Source organism: Xenorhabdus entomophaga (genome assembly GCF_037996725.1).
Taxonomy (GTDB): Bacteria; Pseudomonadota; Gammaproteobacteria; order Enterobacterales; family Enterobacteriaceae; genus Xenorhabdus; species Xenorhabdus khoisanae.
In genome coordinates, this window is record NZ_JBBMXH010000091.1 from 1 (window position 1) to 19,759 (window position 19,759).

Here is a 19,759-nt window from a genome sequence, read left to right on the forward strand (position 1 = left end):
TCTTTGTATGCCAGGACTCTTTTTCGAAAATCTAAACTGTAACCCATTTCACTTTATGCCTTGTCATGTTGGATTTGGATATTATGACATATTAGTATGATTCTGCTATATTAAGCATTGCGCGTCTATTTTTCCAAACTCAATATTCACCACCATTAAAAAATCAGATCATCTCGTCATGGTAGAACGCCCGGATGTGCTGGCCGATCTTCTTATACGATTCTTCAACGGGAAGGATTTAACCAATAATAGCGATCTGAATGCGATTGAATTAATTAATCATTTTTCTTAAAAAAATCCATCATAAGTTTTGTCATATTAAGGATCTGTTCCAGCAGGCTCTAAGCACTATCAGGATAACGTTACCTGACAATCACATGGATACCAAAAGCCGTTAAGCGACAGCGGAAAAGTTGCAGCGAGGAAGTCAGAGGTTATAAGGAAAGTTCATTATTTAACTTGCTTTTTCTGATTCTGGCTGCTAAAAATTTCAGCATCATGAAAAATAAACTGACTTACATTCTGGCCAAGCCAGCCCAACAAACTACCACCACCGAAACCATCAGGTTGTTCGGGGGGTAGGCACGACTGAATTCTTAAAACCCTCTGAGCGATTCGCCAGAGGGTTTTTTTATACCATCTTTATGCGGTTCGCTCAGAGTTTAATCAAGGAGAAACTATGAAAACTCACCGTGAAATCGCGCAACAACTCGACTTGTTTCACTCAGAGCCCCAAGGGCCGGGCATGATTTTCTGGCACCCAAATGGATGGCGGTTATTTCAGGCTATTCAGCAGCATATCCGCCAACTTTACCAACAACATGGTTTTCAAGAAGTTCGCACTCCCCAGTTTTTGAAAAAGGAGCTATGGCAAACTTCCGGTCATCTTACAATGTATGGCGAAGATATGTTTTTTGGTGGTGATCAGGAAGATATACAAGATTACGCGCTAAAGCCTATGTCTTGTCCGGCACATATTTTACTGTTCAAACACAGTGTGCACAGTTACAGGGAACTACCCGTCAAGCTATTTGAATTTGGACTCGTCCATCGTAATGAACCTTCTGGTTCTCTGAATGGCTGTTTGCGTCTACGGCAGTTCACTCAGGATGATGCTCATGTTTTTTGTGCCTGGTCACAAGTTCAGGCTGAAGTCAGCTATTTTTTGAACAGAGCCAGGCTTGTTTACAGTCAGTATGGCTATCAGCAGCTTTCGGTCAAAATCTCTACTCGACCAGAATCTGCTTTGGGAGATGACGCTTCGTGGCAAAGGGCTGAACAGATTTTAATTGAAGCCTGTCACAGTGAATCAATTGATTTCGAATTACAGATCGGAGAAGGTGCATTTTATGGCCCAAAAATTGAATTGGCTCTTCAGGATAATCTGGGACGTGAATGGCAGTGTGGCACAATTCAACTGGACTTTAATCTCCCGGAACGCTTCGATATCGCATACACAAATGCTGCCGGAGAAAAAGAACGTCCGGTGATCTTACATCAAGCCATGTATGGCTCAATAGAGCGATGGCTTGGCATGCTGCTGGAAGTCACTCAGGGCGCTTTGCCGGAGTGGATCCATCCGTTACCCGTTGCAATTGCAACGGTCAGTGAAGCTGCTCTCGATTATGCCGGTACATTGGTGGATTTACTCAACTCTGCGGATCTACATGTGCTGACAGATCACAGTAATAGTTCTGTGGCCCGAAAAATCAAACGATTCCATCAATTAAAAATTCCTAATATCCTGATTGTCGGAGAGAAGGAAATGAAAACACGTCAAGTTGCGTTACGACGGGGGAAATGGGTCACTGTCATAGAAAAAGCACAACTGGTTGATAAGTTACTTGCATACAGAAATCTGTGACGACCTGAAATATCGTTTCGGTCACTGCATAACTCAGTGACCGAAAATTTAAAGCCTGTCCATTTTCCCCACACTCCCCCACACCATATCCCCTTTATGGAATGTCGCGGTTCGCGGCGAAATACGAGCTACTGCCTCAGCAGAACAGGAGGCATCCACCAGCACAAAGCTGGCATCATCCTGCACTTTAGGCCATACGCGCTCGCCTTTATCATTGAGCGGCAGCACATCGCCAGTGGCAATCCCCAGTGCACGAGACAACGACTGCTCGTTCGGATGAATATAGAGCTGTGCATACAGGTTGGCTTTTTCCAGCATGTCACCCAAGCCATATGGTGACCAGTGATCGATTACGCTATCGGTGCCGGTTATCACAAATACGCCTTTGTCGCGTAACTGTTTGAGCGGCATATGCAGCGTACCGATAGGCACAGTCGACGCAATAGTTATCTGTTGCGCTGCCATGCGGGCAGCTATTTCATCCACTTGTTGTTCATTCAGCGTCGCCAGTGCAAAGGCGTGGCTGATGGTCAGTTTGCCTTTTAACTGAGGTGTTTTTTCAACGGTTTCTATCATGTAATTAATCGCTGCTACGCCTGCCAGATCGGTTTCGTGCAGATGAATGTCCACCCCTTTGTCATAGTCCAGCGCAATCTGGAACATAGTATCAAGGGACTTTTCCATCACGCCGTCAACACTGGTGGGATCAAGGCCGCCTACATAGTGTGCTCCCGCCTGCATCGCTTCACGCATCAATGATTCTGATTCAGAAAGCAGGAGGCCGTGCTGCGGAAAAGCCACAATCTCACAACTAAAACCAGTTTGACGACGTGCCAGTACTTTTTGCAGGTTTTCGAGATTTTTCAGTCCTGAAGTTGGTTCAATATTGCAGTGACTACGGGCAATGGTGGAGCCTTTCGACTGGATAAGGTCAATCAGTTTTTCCGCACGCTCCTGAGTGTATGGTTGCAGTTCCGGTAGTATTTTCTGCTCAAGTTTGATCATATCCTGAATGGTGGTGCCAGCCGGTCGGTTGAGGGCGCGCCACGAGCCACCATAATAAGTTTTATCCAGATGAATGTGCATATCCCGCATTGCCGGGAGTATCAATTTACCACCCGCATCGTAACGTGGTAATGGGCTGCCCAAGTACCGTTTGTTTCCGCACAACGCAACAATTTTACCCTTGTTGATTTCCAGAGTTTTCAGTTCAGTCAGAGTACCGACTACCGTTTGTCCCTCAAATGCAAACCCCGCTTCCAGCAAAACATTATCTAAATAATAATGCTTATCAGTTACCTGCATGGAATTGTCCGTTTCACAGTCTGCTGTAACCGGCTGAACAGCATACGCGACAGGGCTGGCTGCGCCCAACAACGCACAAGTAGTAACTATTTTGCCGCTCTGGCTTAAAAATTCACGACGGCTTTTATTTTCGTTCATGCCTTCTTCCTTTTTAGTCGCTAACAATACACATACCCACCTTACTGTACAGTGTGGTACCGAAATATCCCGCCCTCCGATGATAACAGTCCGAATGGATCGCGGTTTACCTATCTTGGTATTTTATAGAGCAGTTAGAGTATAGGCTTCTGGAATTTATAATGTAATCACATCGACACCTTAATAAATTTAACAACCCATTCTCTTTAATAAGAAAATTAATAAATTTAAATGATTATAAGGAACGTTATTTTTATTTTCAATAGAATATAAATAGGATGAACAAATCTGTAGTCAAGGTAAAATTAAATATATAACATCAAAAACAACAAATGAACAATACGATATCCTAAATAGTTAAGTTGCATAAGCTTATCAACATTGATTATTAGCTAATATCTCAATAAACCAAAACATATACTCAAAAAATCTCAACTCAAACATAATAATGTAAGAGATCAATGCGTTATTGTTGTGGCATGTTGTTAAATATAAACAACGTACCACTCAATTGTGAAAGCTAGATTAGTTTTAGCATTAGTACAAATCTTTATCATGTAAATACTTATATTCTTACTGAGGAATTAAATCATGAATAGAAAACTAGCTGCTTGTATACTTTCATTAATTATCGGAGTAACTGTTACTACCAACGCAAATGCGTATGTTTGTAATGTTTTTACTGGTGTCGCAAAAATCTTTTGCATAAAATCATGTGAAAAAATTCCTAACTCTGGTTTTTGGGGTTACGTAAGAGAAGGATGCTTATAATTAAGCCCTAAATATGCAGACAATAAACTTTGTTATTCAATGAGTTAATACAGGCAGATAAACTGTCATTTAAAAATAACTGATACAATATGAATAAGAAGATAAGGATACCCTTTCTTAACATAAAGGGTATCCTTAATATTGTTTTATTCAAATAAAAAATGGGCGGATTAGTAGTATGGACAGCCATTAAATTCATTGAAAATCATTGAGAAACTCAGCCAAAATCGGGTTAAATATGTCTGGAACTTCCCAGAATGGAGCATGGTCAACATTCGCTAAATTGAATACCTGATTTTTCCAAAGATTTCGGTAATTCAATCCATTAATATAGTCAATGTTAATAAACGGATCTCCAGCACCATTAACAATCGCTAATGGTATTTCGCTGGTCTCAGCCAATAGTTTTTGATCAGTCGCTTGAGATGAAAGAAAGGCTTCAAACATATATTGTCGTGTCAATCCATCTGCCCTTGCTACTGCTTCAATAAGGAAAGATTCATGAGGTGCATTGACCCCACAAGTTTCGTATGCAAAATGCTTAATATCTTCTTCAGTAAAATCAGCTTTGCCAGCAAGCCCCATATGTTCGCAGGGCTTAAAACCAAGGGCCACGTTATCTGCACCAATTGCTACCGGTGGAGTACCACAGATCATTAGCCCAACCATTTTGGGACACAGTGCCAACATTTCCAAACCAATATGCCCTCCCAATGACCAGCCAAAAACCACGACTCTGTTAATTCCTAGCTTTTCCAATACTTCAATAATAATGCGGGCATAACTCGGCATTGAATACGCCTGGCGTGGTTCACTGGCATTTGATGATGCGCCATGTCCAGGCAAATCTAACGCCAGAACCCGGTATTTCCCTTTTAGATAGTTAATTTGATGACGGAATATTTCTTTGCAACTTGAATTGCCATGTATCAGAAGAACGGGCAAACCATTACCGCCGGTATCTATTACCGATATACCAGCATAACGGGTTTGAATATCATAATAGTTAATATCATCATATGTAGTCTTCATTATATTATCTCCTTAAGAATTAATAACAAATTAACTCAGGCAACCTATCGGCATTGGTAGTCCGTTAAAAGGTTATTTCGTATTTTCCTTACACAAAACCCATATGCCATTACATATCTTTTATTTTGATATTTTCAAAACACCTATCACAAATTAGAAATATTAAACTCTGAATTTAACGTTTCATACTGTATACAATTTAACAAACCATTAAGCACTTTTTACACAACACTTGGTAATTATGTGATGAAAATAAAAAAGAGAACGTCGAAAAAACTCAAACTTCTATTGGCAACAATTGCCGCCATTATTTTGGTCTTCATGGCTATCGCAGGAAAGATAGAAAATGCCAATAAACGTTTTCTCTCCGTAGCTACCGCTTCCACGGGTGGAACTTATTACCCGATGGGCGTCGGTTTAGCCAATGTATGGAGTAACCATCTGAAACAGGAAAATATTCAGGTCACTGGGCAATCTTCAGCCGGTTCGATTGAAAATATTGACCTGCTCCAGAAAGATGAAGCACAACTCGCTATTTTACAGAGTTTGATCGCTGTCGAAGCCTATCAAGGTGTCCGTAATTTCGAAAATCGCCCTTATCAAGACCTGCGTTCCATATCCGTGCTCTGGCCAAATGTTGAACATTTTGTTTTATCAGACAATAAGATTAAGGATGGAACACTGAATGATATTGCCGGAACCCGTTTTTCTGTCGGGCCCCAAGCCAGTGGCACTGAACAATCTACACTGATTATTCTCAAAGGCATCAATCTTAGCAAGCAGGATATCCAACCGGAATATCTTGGCTATGGCGATACCGTTTCTGCCATGCGGGATGGACGTCTTGATGGCGGGGCCTTACCTGCTGGTGTACCAGCATCAGCTATCACAGATATGTATGCCAGCGGCGTTCCTGCCCGCATCCTCAATGTGACAAATGAACAACTGGAGAAGATTAACGCCATCGCTAACTCGTGGTTTCGATTTATCATCAAACCAGAAACTTATCCTCGCCAAAAACAGTCCGTTCAAACAATCGCTCAACCCAATATTCTGATGACAACGCGCAAAATAGATGAAAAAACCATTTATGAATTAACAAAAGCGATGTTTGAAAACCAGAAAGAAGTCCACCAAATCCACAGCTCTGCGAAATACATTCTGCCCGAAAATGCCCTCAAAGGTGTTTCCGTTCCATTACATCTTGGTGCCTATCAATATTATCGCGAAATAGGTCTGAATATCCCTGATTACCTTGTGCCTCCAGAACTCAAACCTGCGATCAATCGACCATAATTTTCACTCCGATTTTTAACGGGATGCTATTGGCCATCATATTATGGAGTTACTATGAATACTGACAATATAACGTCATCTTCTGCTGCTGAGCTGGATAAAGAAACAGGTTCCGGTGGCCGCCATTTAATGGGTGTCTATTTGAAGTTCACAACCATACTTGCTGTCATTATTTCCCTTTATTCTATCTATTCCAATGTGTTATCCAATACGCAAGAATTTTACCGCAATGCAGCTTTCCTTAGTGGCATTCTGGTCTTAGGCTTTATTCTGTTTCCAATTTCCAAACGTTATTCAACGCCTAAATTCAATTATTGGGATTACTTTTTTATTCTGCTCACACTGATAAGTTATGGGTATTTTTATTTTACTTACACTGATTTGCATGTTGTGCGTAACAGCATTCCCAACATCACAGATTATATTATGTCCGTTATCGGTATTGGGGTGCTGTTTGAAGCAGCAAGGCGCACTACAGGCTATTTCATACCGGGTTTATCCATTTTTGCCATTATCTATGCCCTATTCGGCCAATATTTCATGGGGATCTTCGGGCATGCCGGTTTTTCGCTTGAACGGCTGCTGTTCCGTTTATTCATGACCAGTGAAGGCATTTTTGGTATTACGTTATCTACCGCATCAACAGCAATCATCACCTTTATTCTGTTTGGTGCATTTTTAAGTGTCAGTGGTGCAACGGCCTTGTTCAATGACCTTGCTCTATCAATAGCCGGACGTCGCCGTGGCGGGCCAGCACAGGTTGCGGTTATTTCTTCTGCCCTGACAGGTTCACTCAGTGGCAGTGCTGTTGCCAACGTTGCTACAACAGGCACCTTTACTATTCCTCTGATGAAAAATATCGGCCTATCATCCCGTTTTGCCGGTGCGGTCGAAGCAGCGGCATCAACGGGCGGCATGATCATGCCACCTATTATGGGCGCAGCCGCATTTATCATGGCGGGTTTTCTGGGTATTTCCTACACCACTATTGTGATTGCGGCCATCATTCCGGCTCTGCTCTATTACGCAGCCCTGATTATCGCTATTGATCTGGAAGCCAAGAAACAAGGATTAAAAGGCCTCAGTAGGGAGAATATTCCCCAAGTTAAAGCCGTACTGAAAGCGCGTGGTTTGTTATTATTACCACTATTTATTGTGATCGGAACGCTATTAACCGGAAAAACCCCGATTTATGCCGGTTTCCTCGGTATCATCACGATTATCATCGCAAGCTGGATAACACCAGATACTTCTGTACGCATGACGCCCAAAAAAATTGCTGCTGCCCTGAATGAAGCTGCTCGTGGGGCTATTCAAGTTACCGTCGCTTGTGCCGCTATTGGCGTTATTATCTGTGTTGTCACTATGACGGGCATTGGTTCTACTCTTGCTTTCAATATTGTTTCACTCACCAATAATACCCTATGGATGATTCTGCTTGTTGTAATGGTGGTTTGTATTGTCCTCAGTATGGGGCTACCTTCAACTGCCTTATATATCGTCGTTGCCGTGACAGTGTCACCCATATTAATTAAAGCCGGTGTTTTACCACTGGCGGCCCATTTCTTTGTTTTCTGGTTTGGCGCACTTTCCAATATTACACCACCTGTGGCACTTGCCAGTTATACAGCAGCCAGCATTGCCCGTGCTGATCCAATGCAGACTTCATGGAACGCAGTACGACTGGCTTTGCCGGGCTTTATTATTCCATTTATTTTAGTGTACAACCCAGCATTATTGATGCAGGGCAACCATTTAAACGCCCTGTCCATCAGTTATATGATCCTGACTGCCCTGATTGGCATCTATTCACTTTCCATTGCCTGTGCAAATTTCTGGATAAGCAACACCCATTGGTCAGAAAGAATTCTCTTCGCTATCGCCGCTATTCTTTTGATCAAACCGGGAATGTTGACTGATCTGGCTGGAATAGTATTGGTTATCGCCGCAGGAGCCATGCATTTTTTACGCAATAAATGGGAACATTTGAAAAATAAAAATCATGAGGAACATTCTAAAAATGTATGACGTGATTATCATTGGAGCAGGATTAGTCGGGCTTGGCACTGCCAATGCCCTGCAAGAACGTCATCCGCACCTGCGCTTGCTCGTGTTGGATAAAGAAAATGGTGTTGCAGCGCATCAAAGCGGCCATAACAGCAACGTTGTTCACTCTGGCATTTACTATCCCCCCGGCAGTTTAAAAGCACGGCTGGCAAAACAGGGAAACCACACGATATATCAGTTTTGCCAGCAGCACGGGTTATATTACGACCGTTGCGGTAAAGTGATTGTCGCAACCCAACTCAAAGAGCTGCCTTTGCTGGAAAATATCTATCAACGGGGGATACAGAATGGCCTTGAAGTCAAACGCCTTTCACAAGCTCAATTGAAAGAACGCGAGCCTTATGTGAATGGCCTTGAAGCAATTCTGGTGCCGGATGCAGGGATTGTAAATTACCCGGAGATTGCCGCAAAACTGGCTGAAATTATTCAGGCCAAAGGTGGAGATATTCATTATCAACAACAGGTTCAAGGTATTTGTGAACACCGGGATTATGTTGAAGTACAAACTCAAAAAACCCGTTATCAAGCCAAATGGCTGGTGAATTGTGCCGGATTACACAGTGACAGAATTGCCCAACTGGCAGGTTATGAAACCGGCATGAAGATTGTCCCATTTCGGGGCGAATATTATGTACTGAATAGCAATAAAAATTATCTGGTTAATCACCTGATTTACCCGGTGCCTAATCCTGATTTTCCTTTCCTCGGCGTTCATTTTACACGGATGCACAATGGCAAGCGGGATGTCGGCCCAAATGCGGTACTGGCATTTAAACGCGAGGGATATCATAAAACAGACTTCAACCCACGGGATTTAGCAGAAGTGCTGACATACAAAGGATTTTGGAAGATTGCTACACGCTATTTTTGCGAAGGCGTAGCAGAAATGCAGCGCTCATTTTCACGCCGCCTTTTCACTGAGAATGCCCGTCGCCTCATTCCTGATTTGCAGCCAGAAGATATCAAACCGGGACCTGCCGGTGTTCGCGCTCAGGCACTCACCGACGATGGCAAATTGGTGGATGATTTTCACTTTGTAAAAGGTCGCCGTTCATTGCATATATGCAATGCGCCCTCTCCGGCGGCTACGGCGTCGATAGAGATTGGCAGGGAAATTGTGAAGCAATATTTCACTGAATTTTGAGGATTGATATATTTTAAACTGACAGTTACCATTTTTTCGGTATCTGTCAGTTTAAATTAATTCGGATAGCCTTAATTAATGCTAATCCAAGTCAATTTATCTTCGTATTGAGATACTCTTCGTTCAAAAATCGCCTAATAATAAAATATGTAATAGCGACAATGAATAGCATACTGATAGAATTGATGGAAGTAATATCCAATAATGGCTGGTTTAGCCACAGAAATATCAATAAATAACAATGATCAACTATCCTTCATACTTGCAAGTCATCCTAAAAAAGAGCTTATTATGAATAAGAATTGCAAACATTATATAGAATGGTGGTTGGAGCAGGAAAAATTACGGATGAGTAATGGAGTTACTGTAAAAATAACACTGGCAGGAATTAAACTAGCTGTTATTCCTCAAGTATTTCTTCCATCCCCATTACAAACACACTCTACACCATTACTTATAAAAAATATTAATCACCTTGATTTTACTGGAAAAAAAGTCCTTGACATAGGAACTGGCAGTGGCATTCTTGCCATTTATTCCGCCCTTAACGGCGCATCTTTAATAACAGCAACAGATATCAATGACGATATATTGCATCATGCTAAGCATAATGCTTATCTGAATAAAGTGACTGACATTCGTTTTATAAATAGTAATATCTTTGAATCTGTCGATGGTAAATATGACTACATATTTGCCAATGGGCCAATTTCTCCTGCATCCTGGCCTGAAAAAAAACTTTCCGGACATACCATATCAAGTTACGGGGAAACTCTTTTTAGTCAGTATCGTGACTATCTGACTAATGAAGGAGTGATGTTTATGACATTCGCAGAATTTGGCCCAACGGAGACTTTCTATAAAATGCTTCAAAAATATTCCGTTGAACACAAGGAAAAAAGAGAGACAAAATTTGGAGTATGGTGGAGTTTTCATGAAATAAGTAAATAAGTCAGATGAGAAAATCAGCGAAGTTTTGCCCAGTATTCACTGGGCAAAACAAGAAAATTAAAAACGGTATTGTACACCAAAATCTATCCTGTAATTCCGATTCTCAATTCCGGCTGAATCTCCTCCGGAATAATAATTTTTTCTGATATTATTGTTAAATATCTTCGTATCACCTTTACCTTCGCGATATTTATTCCAGACAAATGCCGTATACACCTTAACTTTCGGTGTTACATAATAACCAGCATCTATACTGATGCTATAGTAACGGACATTATTAGATTCCTCATAATAAGTTAAATTGCGCATATAATGTTCATCGTGATCTTTAGCTTTCACCCACTGACTGAATTTCAACAGAACATTAAATTCCAGATTTTGATAACGATACTGTCCTATTAATCCAATATAGGGCAAACGATATTTTTGTTGATAACCTATTCCTGGTACTTCTGGAGAAAAATCGCCAATGTTCTTTCCATTATTATAGATATAATGCCCCCCATATACCCAATGGATTTCAAGATGCGTCGCGGCGGCAAGGGAATGAATCCCCGGGAGCATAGGTAACTATGTGACCGGGGTGAATGAGCGCAGCCAACAAAGAGGCGACTTGAAAGACGAAGAGTATAAGCTGTCCAACTGAAACGTGTTTCCTGATAACCCAATATTGCACCTAACTTGTAATTAAACTGCTTAATTAACCATCCTGTCACATTTAAATCGAATTCATTAGCATAATTAAGTGGGGAATCTGGGCTGGATGACCAGTCATTCCAATGACTTTGTTTCGGTCCCCAGTCATAATCATCCATACTGCTATTACGTGAAGTTAATTTAATCCAACCACGAGTATTTAATGTGAGTCTATAAAGAGCATCCCAAGAAATATTTCCCTTGGCGATCAAAGCATTACCAATATTCCAATTAAGCTGGCTAATCTTATATTTCGAATTAGGATTGTAAACATATTCTTTTGATTCCCCTTTCAACCAACCTAATCCAACATCAAAAGAGAGGCTGTCAGAATTCAAATTGAGTGCTAAAGGTGATGATGAAGGTTCTGCCGATGTTGCTTCAAAAGACAGAAACACCAATGGAAAGATTATCAATATTCTTTTCATAATTATGTGTCCTTAGTAAGAAATAAGAACCCAAACCCGCTTTCCAGATCAGTTCCTTGATCATCCTTAATAGCGAGTAGTCACTAAATAATTACAAAAAGATACTATCAATAAAGAAATAACTTTTGAATGATGTATTATTTATAATAACGGTATTTTTATAGTATATCGTTATGTTCTTTATGCCTTCTTTTTTTATTTTTCAAAAATGGACATTGGGTTAGCTGTTAGTAGCCTGATTTGATATCAGGCTACTAACGTTATTACATAAATAATATTTATCAATTATCACAAGGTGATTCATCCAGCAGGGCGTAAATCAACCCATAATAATTGGCTATCTGTAACTAATGGCTTAATAACCCCTTCCCTGATATCCGGCAACCACCATGCTCCCTGACCAAAAGCAAGCTGAGCACTATTTGCGCCTGTCATTTCCCAACGGCCTTTTAAAACATAAAGTACACCACTGTGAGATGTCGGCAATAGTCGTTCATCGGAAACCAATGAGATCTCAGAAGTCCAACAGGAACGGCGGGTCATAATATTGAAGCACTGAATCGGGCCATCCAACAATTCAGCATGCCCCTGAATATCGCCTGAAAAATGGAATGGTGTCATTTTTTTCACCAGTTCATGCTCCAAAAAACCCGGACTGGTCAAGCGGACACCTTTTCCTTTCAACAAAACAATGGAGCGTTCAATATCAGGGAACTGCCCCAATGCGCCACTTTGCTGAATGGTCGTAAAACAGGCTCGCCAGGCAAAATCATCAGAAACTGGCCAGCAAACAATATCCCTTGTTTCGCCTCTCCCTTCAGACCATTGCTCTTTTGGTAATGTTGCATAATCGAAACATTTCATTTTCATGCCACTCCCTCACCACTTTTATATTCTGTTTACAGCGTAAAAAGATGATTAATGTCAGATTGTTAATAGGAACATTCGCAAATAATTCTTCCTGCGACAATATTGAGATAGTTGAAGTGTGATTGATTACCCGCATTCCTTGAGAAACATGTGGCACATACTCCCCAAATCTTTCATTGCAACAGCCAGCACTTCATTCCATGCAAATGAAGTATTCAGACGGAAAGCATGATCAAACTGAGAACTGGTGGAGAACATACTACCCGGCGCAATACTAATATTTTTAGCAAGTGCCAATTGGTATAGTCGATTGGCATTGAAAGGTGGTTCAAACTCCAACCAAAGAAAATACCCCCCACGGGCACTGTTTACTTTCACTGACCGAGGGAAATATTCACTAATTGCCCGTAACATCTGGCCTTGCCGTTGCTCCAACTGGCGTCGCAGCCGCCGCAGATGATTGTCATACCCTCCTTGCGCCAGATAATCCGCAATGGCCAACTGGGTGGGTGTACTGGCTGACACCGTGCTCATCATCTGTAATTGCTGAATGTTCTTCGCATGTTTACCCGCAGCAACCCAACCGACCCGATATCCGGGTGCAAGGCATTTTGAAAATGATGAACAGTGCATAAAATTATTTTCTGTATCCCATGCCTTTATTGGCGCAGGAGGTTCCTGCTCGAAATACAGTTCACCATATACATCATCTTCAATCAGGGCGATCTGGTTTTGATTTAGAATTTCCACCAGCCGCTGTTTATTTTCAGATGGCATCGTGCTGCACAGTGGGTTTTGAAAACGCGACATCAACCAACAGGCTTTTATTGGATATTTTTGTACGATTTCTTCCAATGTATCTAAGTCAATGCCTGTATGTGGATCTGTTTTAATCGCGATAGCTTTCAATCGTAATCGTTCTATCGCTTGTAACGCGCCATAAAAAGCTGGAGATTCAATCACTACCCAATCTCCCGGAGAAGTGGCGGATTGCAGGCTGAAACTTAATGATTCCATGGCCCCCGCAGTAATAACAACCTCATCCGGTGAAACGTGGATACCGTGGGCAGCATAACGGCGAGATATATTGCGCCGTAATTTTTCATTACCCGGCGGCAGATTTGCCAGCGAATTATGTGGAACAAACCGACGGGCGACTGAAGCCAGTATTTTTGAAAGTTTGGGTTCTGCCAACAGGGAAGGATCAGGAAAAGCCGAGCCGAAAGGGATAATTTGCGGATCTTTACATGCCTGCAAAACACCAAAAATAGACGCGCTAATTTCCACATTTTCACTTAAATTAAGTTCCTTCCCTCCCTTTGCCGCAGCAAAGGGCTTTAACCGAGTGGCGACATAATATCCTGATTGCGGTCGCGCGACGATCCATCCCTGACTTTCCAGCAATTGATAGGCTTGCAGCACCGTCATCAAGCTCAACCCTGACGATTTTACCGATTCCCGTAGCGATGGTAACCTGTCACCAACTTGCCAAATATCGTCTTCTATCTGCTGGCGTATCATTCCAGCTAACTGTTCATAACGCGTCATATGCCAGGCTTCCGGTTTAAGTGTTATAGTTATAGAATGAAAAAAAGAAATTATTATACCTTAAATATCTATACCTTAAATATCTATATATTACTCATCCATCAACAAAGAATGCTGCCTGACTTTACCAAATCCAAAAACAACCATAATATTCTTTTTCATAATCTACCTTATGCCGACTTTAAGGTTATTTAATTAATCAGTTATATTTTCATAAAAATAAATCTGAAACCATTCAATACATGATGTGAAATTAAAGCTAAAAAATAATTTACTAATTTATAGTGAATGAAAACTCTCTATTTTTCCGTTAAATATTATTAATATTTATCCATTGAGATTTTATAATAAAAAAATTAATTATATCGACCGACGAATCATCCCGCTAATTGTTCATGACATGCCCTATGCTTGATCTTTACTCAAACTGTTATAGCCAATAAACAAAAAATTGTAACTATTATACCCAAGATCTCTATGTTCTACTTATCCACACTTTCTAACTTCGTTTGCTCATATACCCAATCGATTTCAACAAGAGGTCACTATGTTCGGGTTAAATGCCCTTGAACTTGCAAGGATACAATTTGCATTTACAGTTTCTTTTCACATCATCTTCCCCGCTATTACGATAGGCTTAGCCAGCTTCCTCGCGGTATTGGAAGGCTTATGGCTTAAAACACGGAATACTGATTACAAAACGTTATACCACTTCTGGTCAAAAATTTTTGCAGTTAATTTCGGTATGGGCGTTGTTTCTGGCTTGGTAATGGCTTACCAATTCGGCACTAACTGGAGTTTCTTCTCTGATTTTGCCGGTTCTGTCACAGGCCCTTTGCTGGTTTATGAGGTGCTGACAGCATTTTTTCTTGAAGCCGGATTTTTAGGCGTCATGCTGTTTGGTTGGAGCCGAGTCGGAGAAAGGCTGCACTTTTTCGCAACTTGTATGGTGGCACTTGGTACGATTATTTCCACATTCTGGATATTAGCCTCCAATAGCTGGATGCAGACGCCACAAGGCTATGAGATTGTTAATAATCAAATCGTGCCCGTTGACTGGTTAGCGGTGATTTTTAATCCTTCTTTTCCTTATCGTTTACTGCATATGGGAACTGCTGCATTTCTTGCCTCGGCATTTTTTATTGCTGCTTCTGCTGCATGGCATCTGCTAAAAGGTAATGATTCATCAGCCATGCGAAAAATGTTGTCAATGGCAATGTGGATGATTCTGTTCATTGCGCCGTTGCAAGCCATAATTGGCGATATGCACGGGTTAAATACATTGAAACACCAGCCTGCTAAAGTTGCCGCAATGGAAGGCCATTGGGAAAATCACGCAGGTGAAGCCACGCCATTAATTCTGTTTGGCATTCCTGCTCAAGAAACGGAAGAAACACGTTATGCCATCAAAATCCCTTACCTTGCCAGCCTGATCCTGACACACAGTCTGGATAAACAGGTTCCGGCACTGAAAGAATTTGCACCCGAAGATCGCCCGAACGTCTTTATGGTGTTCTGGTCATTCCGAGTCATGGTAGGGCTTGGGATGTTAATGATTTTTGCCGGGTTCTGGGGGCTATGGCTGCGCCATAAAAAACGCCTGTATGAAAATCGGCTTTTTCTTCGTTTTATGCTTTTTATGGCACCTTCTGGCCTTATCGCCATTCTGGCCGGTTGGTTTACTACAGAAATTGGTCGCCAGCCATGGGTTGTCTATGGCCTGATGCGCACCAAAGATGCAGTATCAGCGCATGGTGATATCCACATGAGTATTAGCCTGCTGACTTTCTTTGTCGTCTATGCTGCCGTTTTCGGCATCGGTTACATCTATATGATGAAACTTATCCGTAAAGGTTTCAATCAAGATCCCAATAAGGAGTTAACAAATGGGTATTGATCTCCCCCTGATTTGGTTCCTGATCATCATATTCAGCACCATGATGTATATCGTGATGGATGGTTTTGATCTCGGCATCGGTATTTTGTATCCGGCAATCAAGGAACAACCCAATCGGGATTTAATGATGAATTCTGTTGCTCCTGTCTGGGATGGTAATGAAACTTGGTTGGTGCTGGGAGGAGCCGGGTTATTTGGTGCATTCCCATTGGCCTACGCCGTGATTTTAGATGCTCTGGCAATTCCGCTGACCGTTATGCTGTTAGGCCTGATATTTCGTGGTGTCGCTTTTGAATTTCGCTTCAAGGCTACCCCGGAACACCAACATCTTTGGGATAAGGCGTTCATTATTGGTTCAATACTTGCCACCTTTATGCAGGGTATTGTCGTTGGTGCGGTTATTGAAGGTTTTCCCGTCGAAAATCGTGTTTATGCCGGTGGTTATTTTGACTGGCTGGCACCTTTCCCTCTATTTTGCGGGCTTGGTCTTGTCGTCGCCTATGCTTTATTAGGCTGCTGCTGGTTGGTGATGAAAACCGAAGGGCATCTGCAACAACAAATGTATCGCATTCTGCGTCCCCTAACATTACTGATGCTCGCAGTCATTACCATAATCAGTATTTGGACACCTTTGGCCCATTCAACGATTGCTGAACGCTGGTTCAGCCTGCCAAATCTGTTTTTCTTCATGCCCGTACCATTATTAATATTGTGGTCGAGCTGGAACCTATTGAAAGCCACGCAGAATTCAAGCCATTACTCTCCATTTTTTACCGCATTGTTACTGATTTTCATGGGGTTCAGTGGGCTGGGGATCAGCATTTGGCCCAGCATCATTCCTCCTTTCATTAGTTATGAAGAGGCCGCATCGCCGCCTCAATCATTAGGTTTTATGCTGGTTGGTGCCTTATTCATCATCCCGATCATTTTGACTTATACCTTTTGGAGTTATTATGTCTTCCGAGGAAAAATCTCTCACGAACAAGGTTATCACTGAAACTGACCCACTACGCCCCTCAATATGGAAACGCTTGGGTTGGATGGTTACAATTTGGCTTTGCAGTGTACTTGCTCTCTACGCCGTATCCACGTTATTTCGCGCCTTAATGACAACGGCGGGTATGAAAATCCAGTGATAACTAACCTTTTTTAATTAATTGAGCTAAGGTTTTGATCAGGACAACAAGAGGATTGTTTAACTGATGAAAACCTTCTCTGACAATCCAGTAACGGCAACAGGCTGGTTGTGTGGTACGGCTATCGCCATTAATTTGTTTGTGCTTCTGTTTCTGGGATTCAATACCCCACTTTCGTTGATTGAAAAATTGTGGGCAATTTTTAACGTTTTGAATATATTACTTTTATTTATTTTGCTCCATAGAGCAAATTTCATTTCATTTCGTATTGCATTTTTTTCAGAGAAATTATTTTCAAAGGCATTGTTTTCAAAATTATTTTTCACAAAGAAGCAAAGAAAAATAGCGATCCTGAAACAGGAAAAACAATACTTACGTTTTCTCATCTCCGTTCATTCTCAGCTAAATCTTAATACTGCATTATCTGATAATTTTCATATGGCATTTTACCTACTTAACCAGTTAGTGCCTTTCAATGAAGTCAGGATCACGCTTTATCATCCACCAAGAAAATACCATTTTGAATACCCGGATAATACCTTAAATACTTATCTTCCACGGATGATGAAATGGGATTTATATGATAAACAGACTTTCCACGGCATGATTCAGATCCTCATTCATCAGGATCGGGTTTTATCTTATTACGAAAAAAATTTGATTCAATCTGTTACTGACGCACTGGCAAGGCATATATCGCTCAAAAATACAGTGCGCCAACAAATTAAACAAAATATCAGCGATGACCGGAAAGCCATTTCCAGAGAGCTGCATGACACTGTAGCGCAATCATTCCTATTCCTGAAGATTCAGATTAATAGTCTGCATTTCCGCACCGATAAATTCTCTCGACAAGGATTGATCTCCTTAAGGATGATCAAAGAAGAGTTGGATATCGCAGGGCAACAATTTAGAGAAATGCTGGTCTCACTGCGTACAGAGAGAAACCATCATGATTTATTTGAATCATTGAAAACTTTAATCAAAGAATTCAACCACCGACTGGGATTTAACATTGAATTTCATTACCGGATCACGCACCAAATTATTCCCATTGGGCATGGTCGGCATCTGGTGCAGATTATCCGGGAAGCTCTGAATAATTGCTACAAACATGCCGCCGCGACTTGGATCAGCATTCGTATTTATCCTGTCGGGAAAAAAATTATTACCGTTATTAGTGATAATGGCTGTGGAATGCCTCTGACACTAACAGACCAAGAACAGTTTGGTCTGGCAATTATGCGAGAACGGGTATCTTTGATTTCAGGGCAGATGAAAATTAAAAAGCGCAGAAAAAATGGCACAGAAATTGAGATTCAATTTCCGTTATAAATAAACATTATGACGTAAAAAGTTAATTGACTTAATAAATTAATCTTCTGCTTTCCATAGCTTGGATGTTTAATAATAAATACTTTGTTAGTTTTGTGAACATCATTAATATCTTTTATCCATTATTGCTTGATACTCAGCTATAGAAGCACTGAATATTCTCGGCACCCTAACCTCAGGGCGAAATAGTCCATTGATAACACGATTCATTTCATCATCAGTCCGTGCACATAGAATCTTTTCTGCGTCAGACTTTAATTTTTCTTCATTAAGATTTCTTGTCTCAATAATTATTGAGTAAAGAAGCCCATCCAGACAATTATCAATACCCAAGAAAAATACTCTACAACTCATGAAATTTCTTCTTTTAAGGTAATCGCGTGTAGAACTAGTAAGACCCTTAATCATTTTACCATCATATGATTCGGGTGCAAGTTGGTCAACCAATGTCATTGAAGAATGCCGAAGGGCTACATTATTTTTTGTGTAGGGAATACGATAGAAATTATTGCCAAATCGACTACGAGATTTTTGCAATTTATCACCTACCTCAAGTGAAAAAAACACATAGTCCAAATTACCTAACTCGTAAACATCATCTTGTGTAGAGTTATCAGTTGAAAATTTCATTTTTTTATCCTCCAGATATTGCCTAGAGCAAATAAGTAAATTTTTTTGAGGATTATTTGTCAGAACAGCGGAACTTGCATGAACAATGAAAAGTTTTTTGCTTCTAAATGCATTAGCAAATTGTTGTTCTTTATCAGATAATGGGTTTCTTTGAATTTCATTCCGCAATTCTTCTATATTCCATCTCAGGTCATCATGCAAATTCCTATGCCATTTCCTTCCTTTCTCTATCATGGTATCCACAGCCTTTTCATTCCATCGCCTGCGTGTCTCTTCTCTATATTTATCCCAATATTTTCTCTGCAATTCCAATTTACTGGATTCGTTGGATTTCATACCTGCTCCTTAAAAAGTTGCATAATTATGTTTTAAACTTAAGGATAAATACATCATCCTATACAATGAAAAAAATAACAAGGTTATTAAATTAAATTTAAGATAATGAAGATATATTTATTTTATAAACATATCGACACATTTAAGCAATTACCCTATTTACTGACAATGATGATTCCGTGTCACCTTTTATATAAAAAAATCATAATTAACCCGAATTCTGCTTAAGCCATCATTGGAACATCTTCTTCTAAGTAGAAAACTTTCAGTGATGGTTTTTTCAATTTAAGGCAGTAAGCAATCAGTCCACCTAAA

At 40.7% G+C, this 19,759-nt stretch carries 15 protein-coding genes and 1 pseudogene; 9 read left to right on the forward strand and 7 right to left on the reverse strand.

Going from position 1 to position 19,759, the window contains the following annotated elements; genetic code table 11:
- The first annotated feature begins 679 nt into the window (after window positions 1-679).
- On the forward strand, window positions 680-1,864 hold the full coding sequence (thrS, locus tag AAC854_RS16785; protein ID WP_340618123.1) for a threonine--tRNA ligase: 1,185 nt from the start codon (window positions 680-682) through the stop codon (window positions 1,862-1,864).
- Window positions 1,865-1,912: 48 nt separating this feature from the next.
- Here thrS and AAC854_RS16790 read toward each other — a convergent pair whose 3' ends face one another.
- Window positions 1,913-3,307, reverse strand: coding sequence for an amidohydrolase family protein (locus AAC854_RS16790; RefSeq protein WP_340618124.1), 1,395 nt, complete (start codon window positions 3,305-3,307; stop codon window positions 1,913-1,915).
- 966 nt (window positions 3,308-4,273) lie between these two features.
- Window positions 4,274-5,110: an alpha/beta fold hydrolase gene (locus tag AAC854_RS16795; protein WP_340618125.1), complete on the reverse strand. Its 837-nt coding sequence runs from the start codon at window positions 5,108-5,110 to the stop codon at window positions 4,274-4,276.
- Between the two features lie 246 nt (window positions 5,111-5,356).
- Here AAC854_RS16795 and AAC854_RS16800 point away from each other — a divergent pair, with 246 nt between their 5' ends.
- The 4 genes from AAC854_RS16800 to AAC854_RS16815 all read left to right on the forward strand — a co-directional run bounded on the left by AAC854_RS16800 (window position 5,357) and on the right by AAC854_RS16815 (window position 10,568).
- Window positions 5,357-6,406, forward strand: coding sequence for a TAXI family TRAP transporter solute-binding subunit (locus AAC854_RS16800; RefSeq protein WP_340618126.1), 1,050 nt, complete (start codon window positions 5,357-5,359; stop codon window positions 6,404-6,406).
- Window positions 6,407-6,460: 54 nt separating this feature from the next.
- A complete protein-coding gene (locus tag AAC854_RS16805; RefSeq protein WP_340618127.1) occupies window positions 6,461-8,434 on the forward strand; it encodes a TRAP transporter permease in 1,974 nt (657 codons plus the stop codon).
- Window positions 8,427-9,617: an L-2-hydroxyglutarate oxidase gene (gene lhgO / locus AAC854_RS16810; protein ID WP_340618128.1), complete on the forward strand. Its 1,191-nt coding sequence runs from the start codon at window positions 8,427-8,429 to the stop codon at window positions 9,615-9,617. Before AAC854_RS16805 ends, lhgO begins: the two co-directional genes overlap by 8 nt.
- A gap of 204 nt (window positions 9,618-9,821) precedes the next feature.
- Window positions 9,822-10,568, forward strand: a complete 747-nt coding sequence (locus AAC854_RS16815) for a 50S ribosomal protein L11 methyltransferase (protein ID WP_340618129.1) — start codon at window positions 9,822-9,824, stop codon at window positions 10,566-10,568.
- Window positions 10,569-10,625: 57 nt separating this feature from the next.
- Here the strand turns inward: AAC854_RS16815 and AAC854_RS16820 are convergent, their stop codons facing one another.
- The 4 genes and pseudogenes from AAC854_RS16820 to AAC854_RS16835 form a co-directional block, all read right to left on the reverse strand.
- The gene (locus AAC854_RS16820; protein WP_422824100.1) at window positions 10,626-11,132 is read right to left on the reverse strand and encodes an omptin family outer membrane protease; all 507 of its coding nucleotides are present in this window, start codon (window positions 11,130-11,132) and stop codon (window positions 10,626-10,628) included.
- A 68-nt stretch (window positions 11,133-11,200) separates the two neighbouring features.
- Window positions 11,201-11,692: pseudogene (locus tag AAC854_RS16825) on the reverse strand (omptin family outer membrane protease); the annotation flags it as partial.
- A gap of 300 nt (window positions 11,693-11,992) precedes the next feature.
- A complete protein-coding gene (locus tag AAC854_RS16830) occupies window positions 11,993-12,562 on the reverse strand; it encodes a HutD/Ves family protein (protein ID WP_340618131.1) in 570 nt (189 codons plus the stop codon).
- Window positions 12,563-12,688: 126 nt separating this feature from the next.
- A complete protein-coding gene (locus AAC854_RS16835) occupies window positions 12,689-14,110 on the reverse strand; it encodes an aminotransferase-like domain-containing protein (protein WP_340618132.1) in 1,422 nt (473 codons plus the stop codon).
- 547 nt (window positions 14,111-14,657) lie between these two features.
- Between AAC854_RS16835 and AAC854_RS16840 the strand changes: the two genes are divergently transcribed.
- The 4 genes from AAC854_RS16840 to AAC854_RS16855 all read left to right on the forward strand — a co-directional run bounded on the left by AAC854_RS16840 (window position 14,658) and on the right by AAC854_RS16855 (window position 18,478).
- Complete coding sequence (locus AAC854_RS16840) at window positions 14,658-16,007, forward strand: cytochrome ubiquinol oxidase subunit I (RefSeq protein ID WP_340618133.1); 1,350 nt, start codon at window positions 14,658-14,660, stop codon at window positions 16,005-16,007.
- Window positions 15,997-17,004, forward strand: coding sequence for a cytochrome d ubiquinol oxidase subunit II (gene cydB, locus AAC854_RS16845; RefSeq protein WP_340618134.1), 1,008 nt, complete (start codon window positions 15,997-15,999; stop codon window positions 17,002-17,004). The genes AAC854_RS16840 and cydB overlap by 11 nt, the downstream gene beginning before the upstream one ends.
- Window positions 16,961-17,143 carry a DUF2474 domain-containing protein gene (locus AAC854_RS16850; protein ID WP_340618135.1) on the forward strand — a complete coding sequence of 61 codons (183 nt, stop codon included), beginning with the start codon at window positions 16,961-16,963 and terminating at the stop codon, window positions 17,141-17,143. Before cydB ends, AAC854_RS16850 begins: the two co-directional genes overlap by 44 nt.
- A 66-nt stretch (window positions 17,144-17,209) precedes the next feature.
- Window positions 17,210-18,478: an ATP-binding protein gene (locus AAC854_RS16855; protein ID WP_340618136.1), complete on the forward strand. Its 1,269-nt coding sequence runs from the start codon at window positions 17,210-17,212 to the stop codon at window positions 18,476-18,478.
- Window positions 18,479-18,583: 105 nt separating this feature from the next.
- Here the strand turns inward: AAC854_RS16855 and AAC854_RS16860 are convergent, their stop codons facing one another.
- A complete protein-coding gene (locus AAC854_RS16860) occupies window positions 18,584-19,444 on the reverse strand; it encodes a hypothetical protein (RefSeq protein WP_340618137.1) in 861 nt (286 codons plus the stop codon).
- Between the last annotated feature and the right edge of the window lie 315 nt (window positions 19,445-19,759).

Bases quoted from the DNA above. Each gene is read 5' to 3' on its own strand.
- AAC854_RS16790 (WP_340618124.1), bottom strand. From the start codon at position 3,307: ATGAACGAAAATAAAAGCCGTCGTGAATTTTTAAGCCAGAGCGGCAAA.
- AAC854_RS16820 (WP_422824100.1), bottom strand. From the start codon at position 11,132: ATGCTCCCGGGGATTCATTCCCTTGCCGCCGCGACGCATCTTGAAATC.
- thrS (WP_340618123.1), top strand. From the start codon at position 680: ATGAAAACTCACCGTGAAATCGCGCAACAACTCGACTTGTTTCACTCA.
- cydB (WP_340618134.1), top strand. From the start codon at position 15,997: ATGGGTATTGATCTCCCCCTGATTTGGTTCCTGATCATCATATTCAGC.
- AAC854_RS16835 (WP_340618132.1), bottom strand. From the start codon at position 14,110: ATGACGCGTTATGAACAGTTAGCTGGAATGATACGCCAGCAGATAGAA.
- AAC854_RS16805 (WP_340618127.1), top strand. From the start codon at position 6,461: ATGAATACTGACAATATAACGTCATCTTCTGCTGCTGAGCTGGATAAA.
- lhgO (WP_340618128.1), top strand. From the start codon at position 8,427: ATGTATGACGTGATTATCATTGGAGCAGGATTAGTCGGGCTTGGCACT.
- AAC854_RS16830 (WP_340618131.1), bottom strand. From the start codon at position 12,562: ATGAAAATGAAATGTTTCGATTATGCAACATTACCAAAAGAGCAATGG.
- AAC854_RS16850 (WP_340618135.1), top strand. From the start codon at position 16,961: ATGTCTTCCGAGGAAAAATCTCTCACGAACAAGGTTATCACTGAAACT.
- AAC854_RS16815 (WP_340618129.1), top strand. From the start codon at position 9,822: ATGGCTGGTTTAGCCACAGAAATATCAATAAATAACAATGATCAACTA.
- AAC854_RS16855 (WP_340618136.1), top strand. From the start codon at position 17,210: ATGAAAACCTTCTCTGACAATCCAGTAACGGCAACAGGCTGGTTGTGT.
- AAC854_RS16795 (WP_340618125.1), bottom strand. From the start codon at position 5,110: ATGAAGACTACATATGATGATATTAACTATTATGATATTCAAACCCGT.
- AAC854_RS16800 (WP_340618126.1), top strand. From the start codon at position 5,357: ATGAAAATAAAAAAGAGAACGTCGAAAAAACTCAAACTTCTATTGGCA.
- AAC854_RS16840 (WP_340618133.1), top strand. From the start codon at position 14,658: ATGTTCGGGTTAAATGCCCTTGAACTTGCAAGGATACAATTTGCATTT.
- AAC854_RS16860 (WP_340618137.1), bottom strand. From the start codon at position 19,444: ATGAAATCCAACGAATCCAGTAAATTGGAATTGCAGAGAAAATATTGG.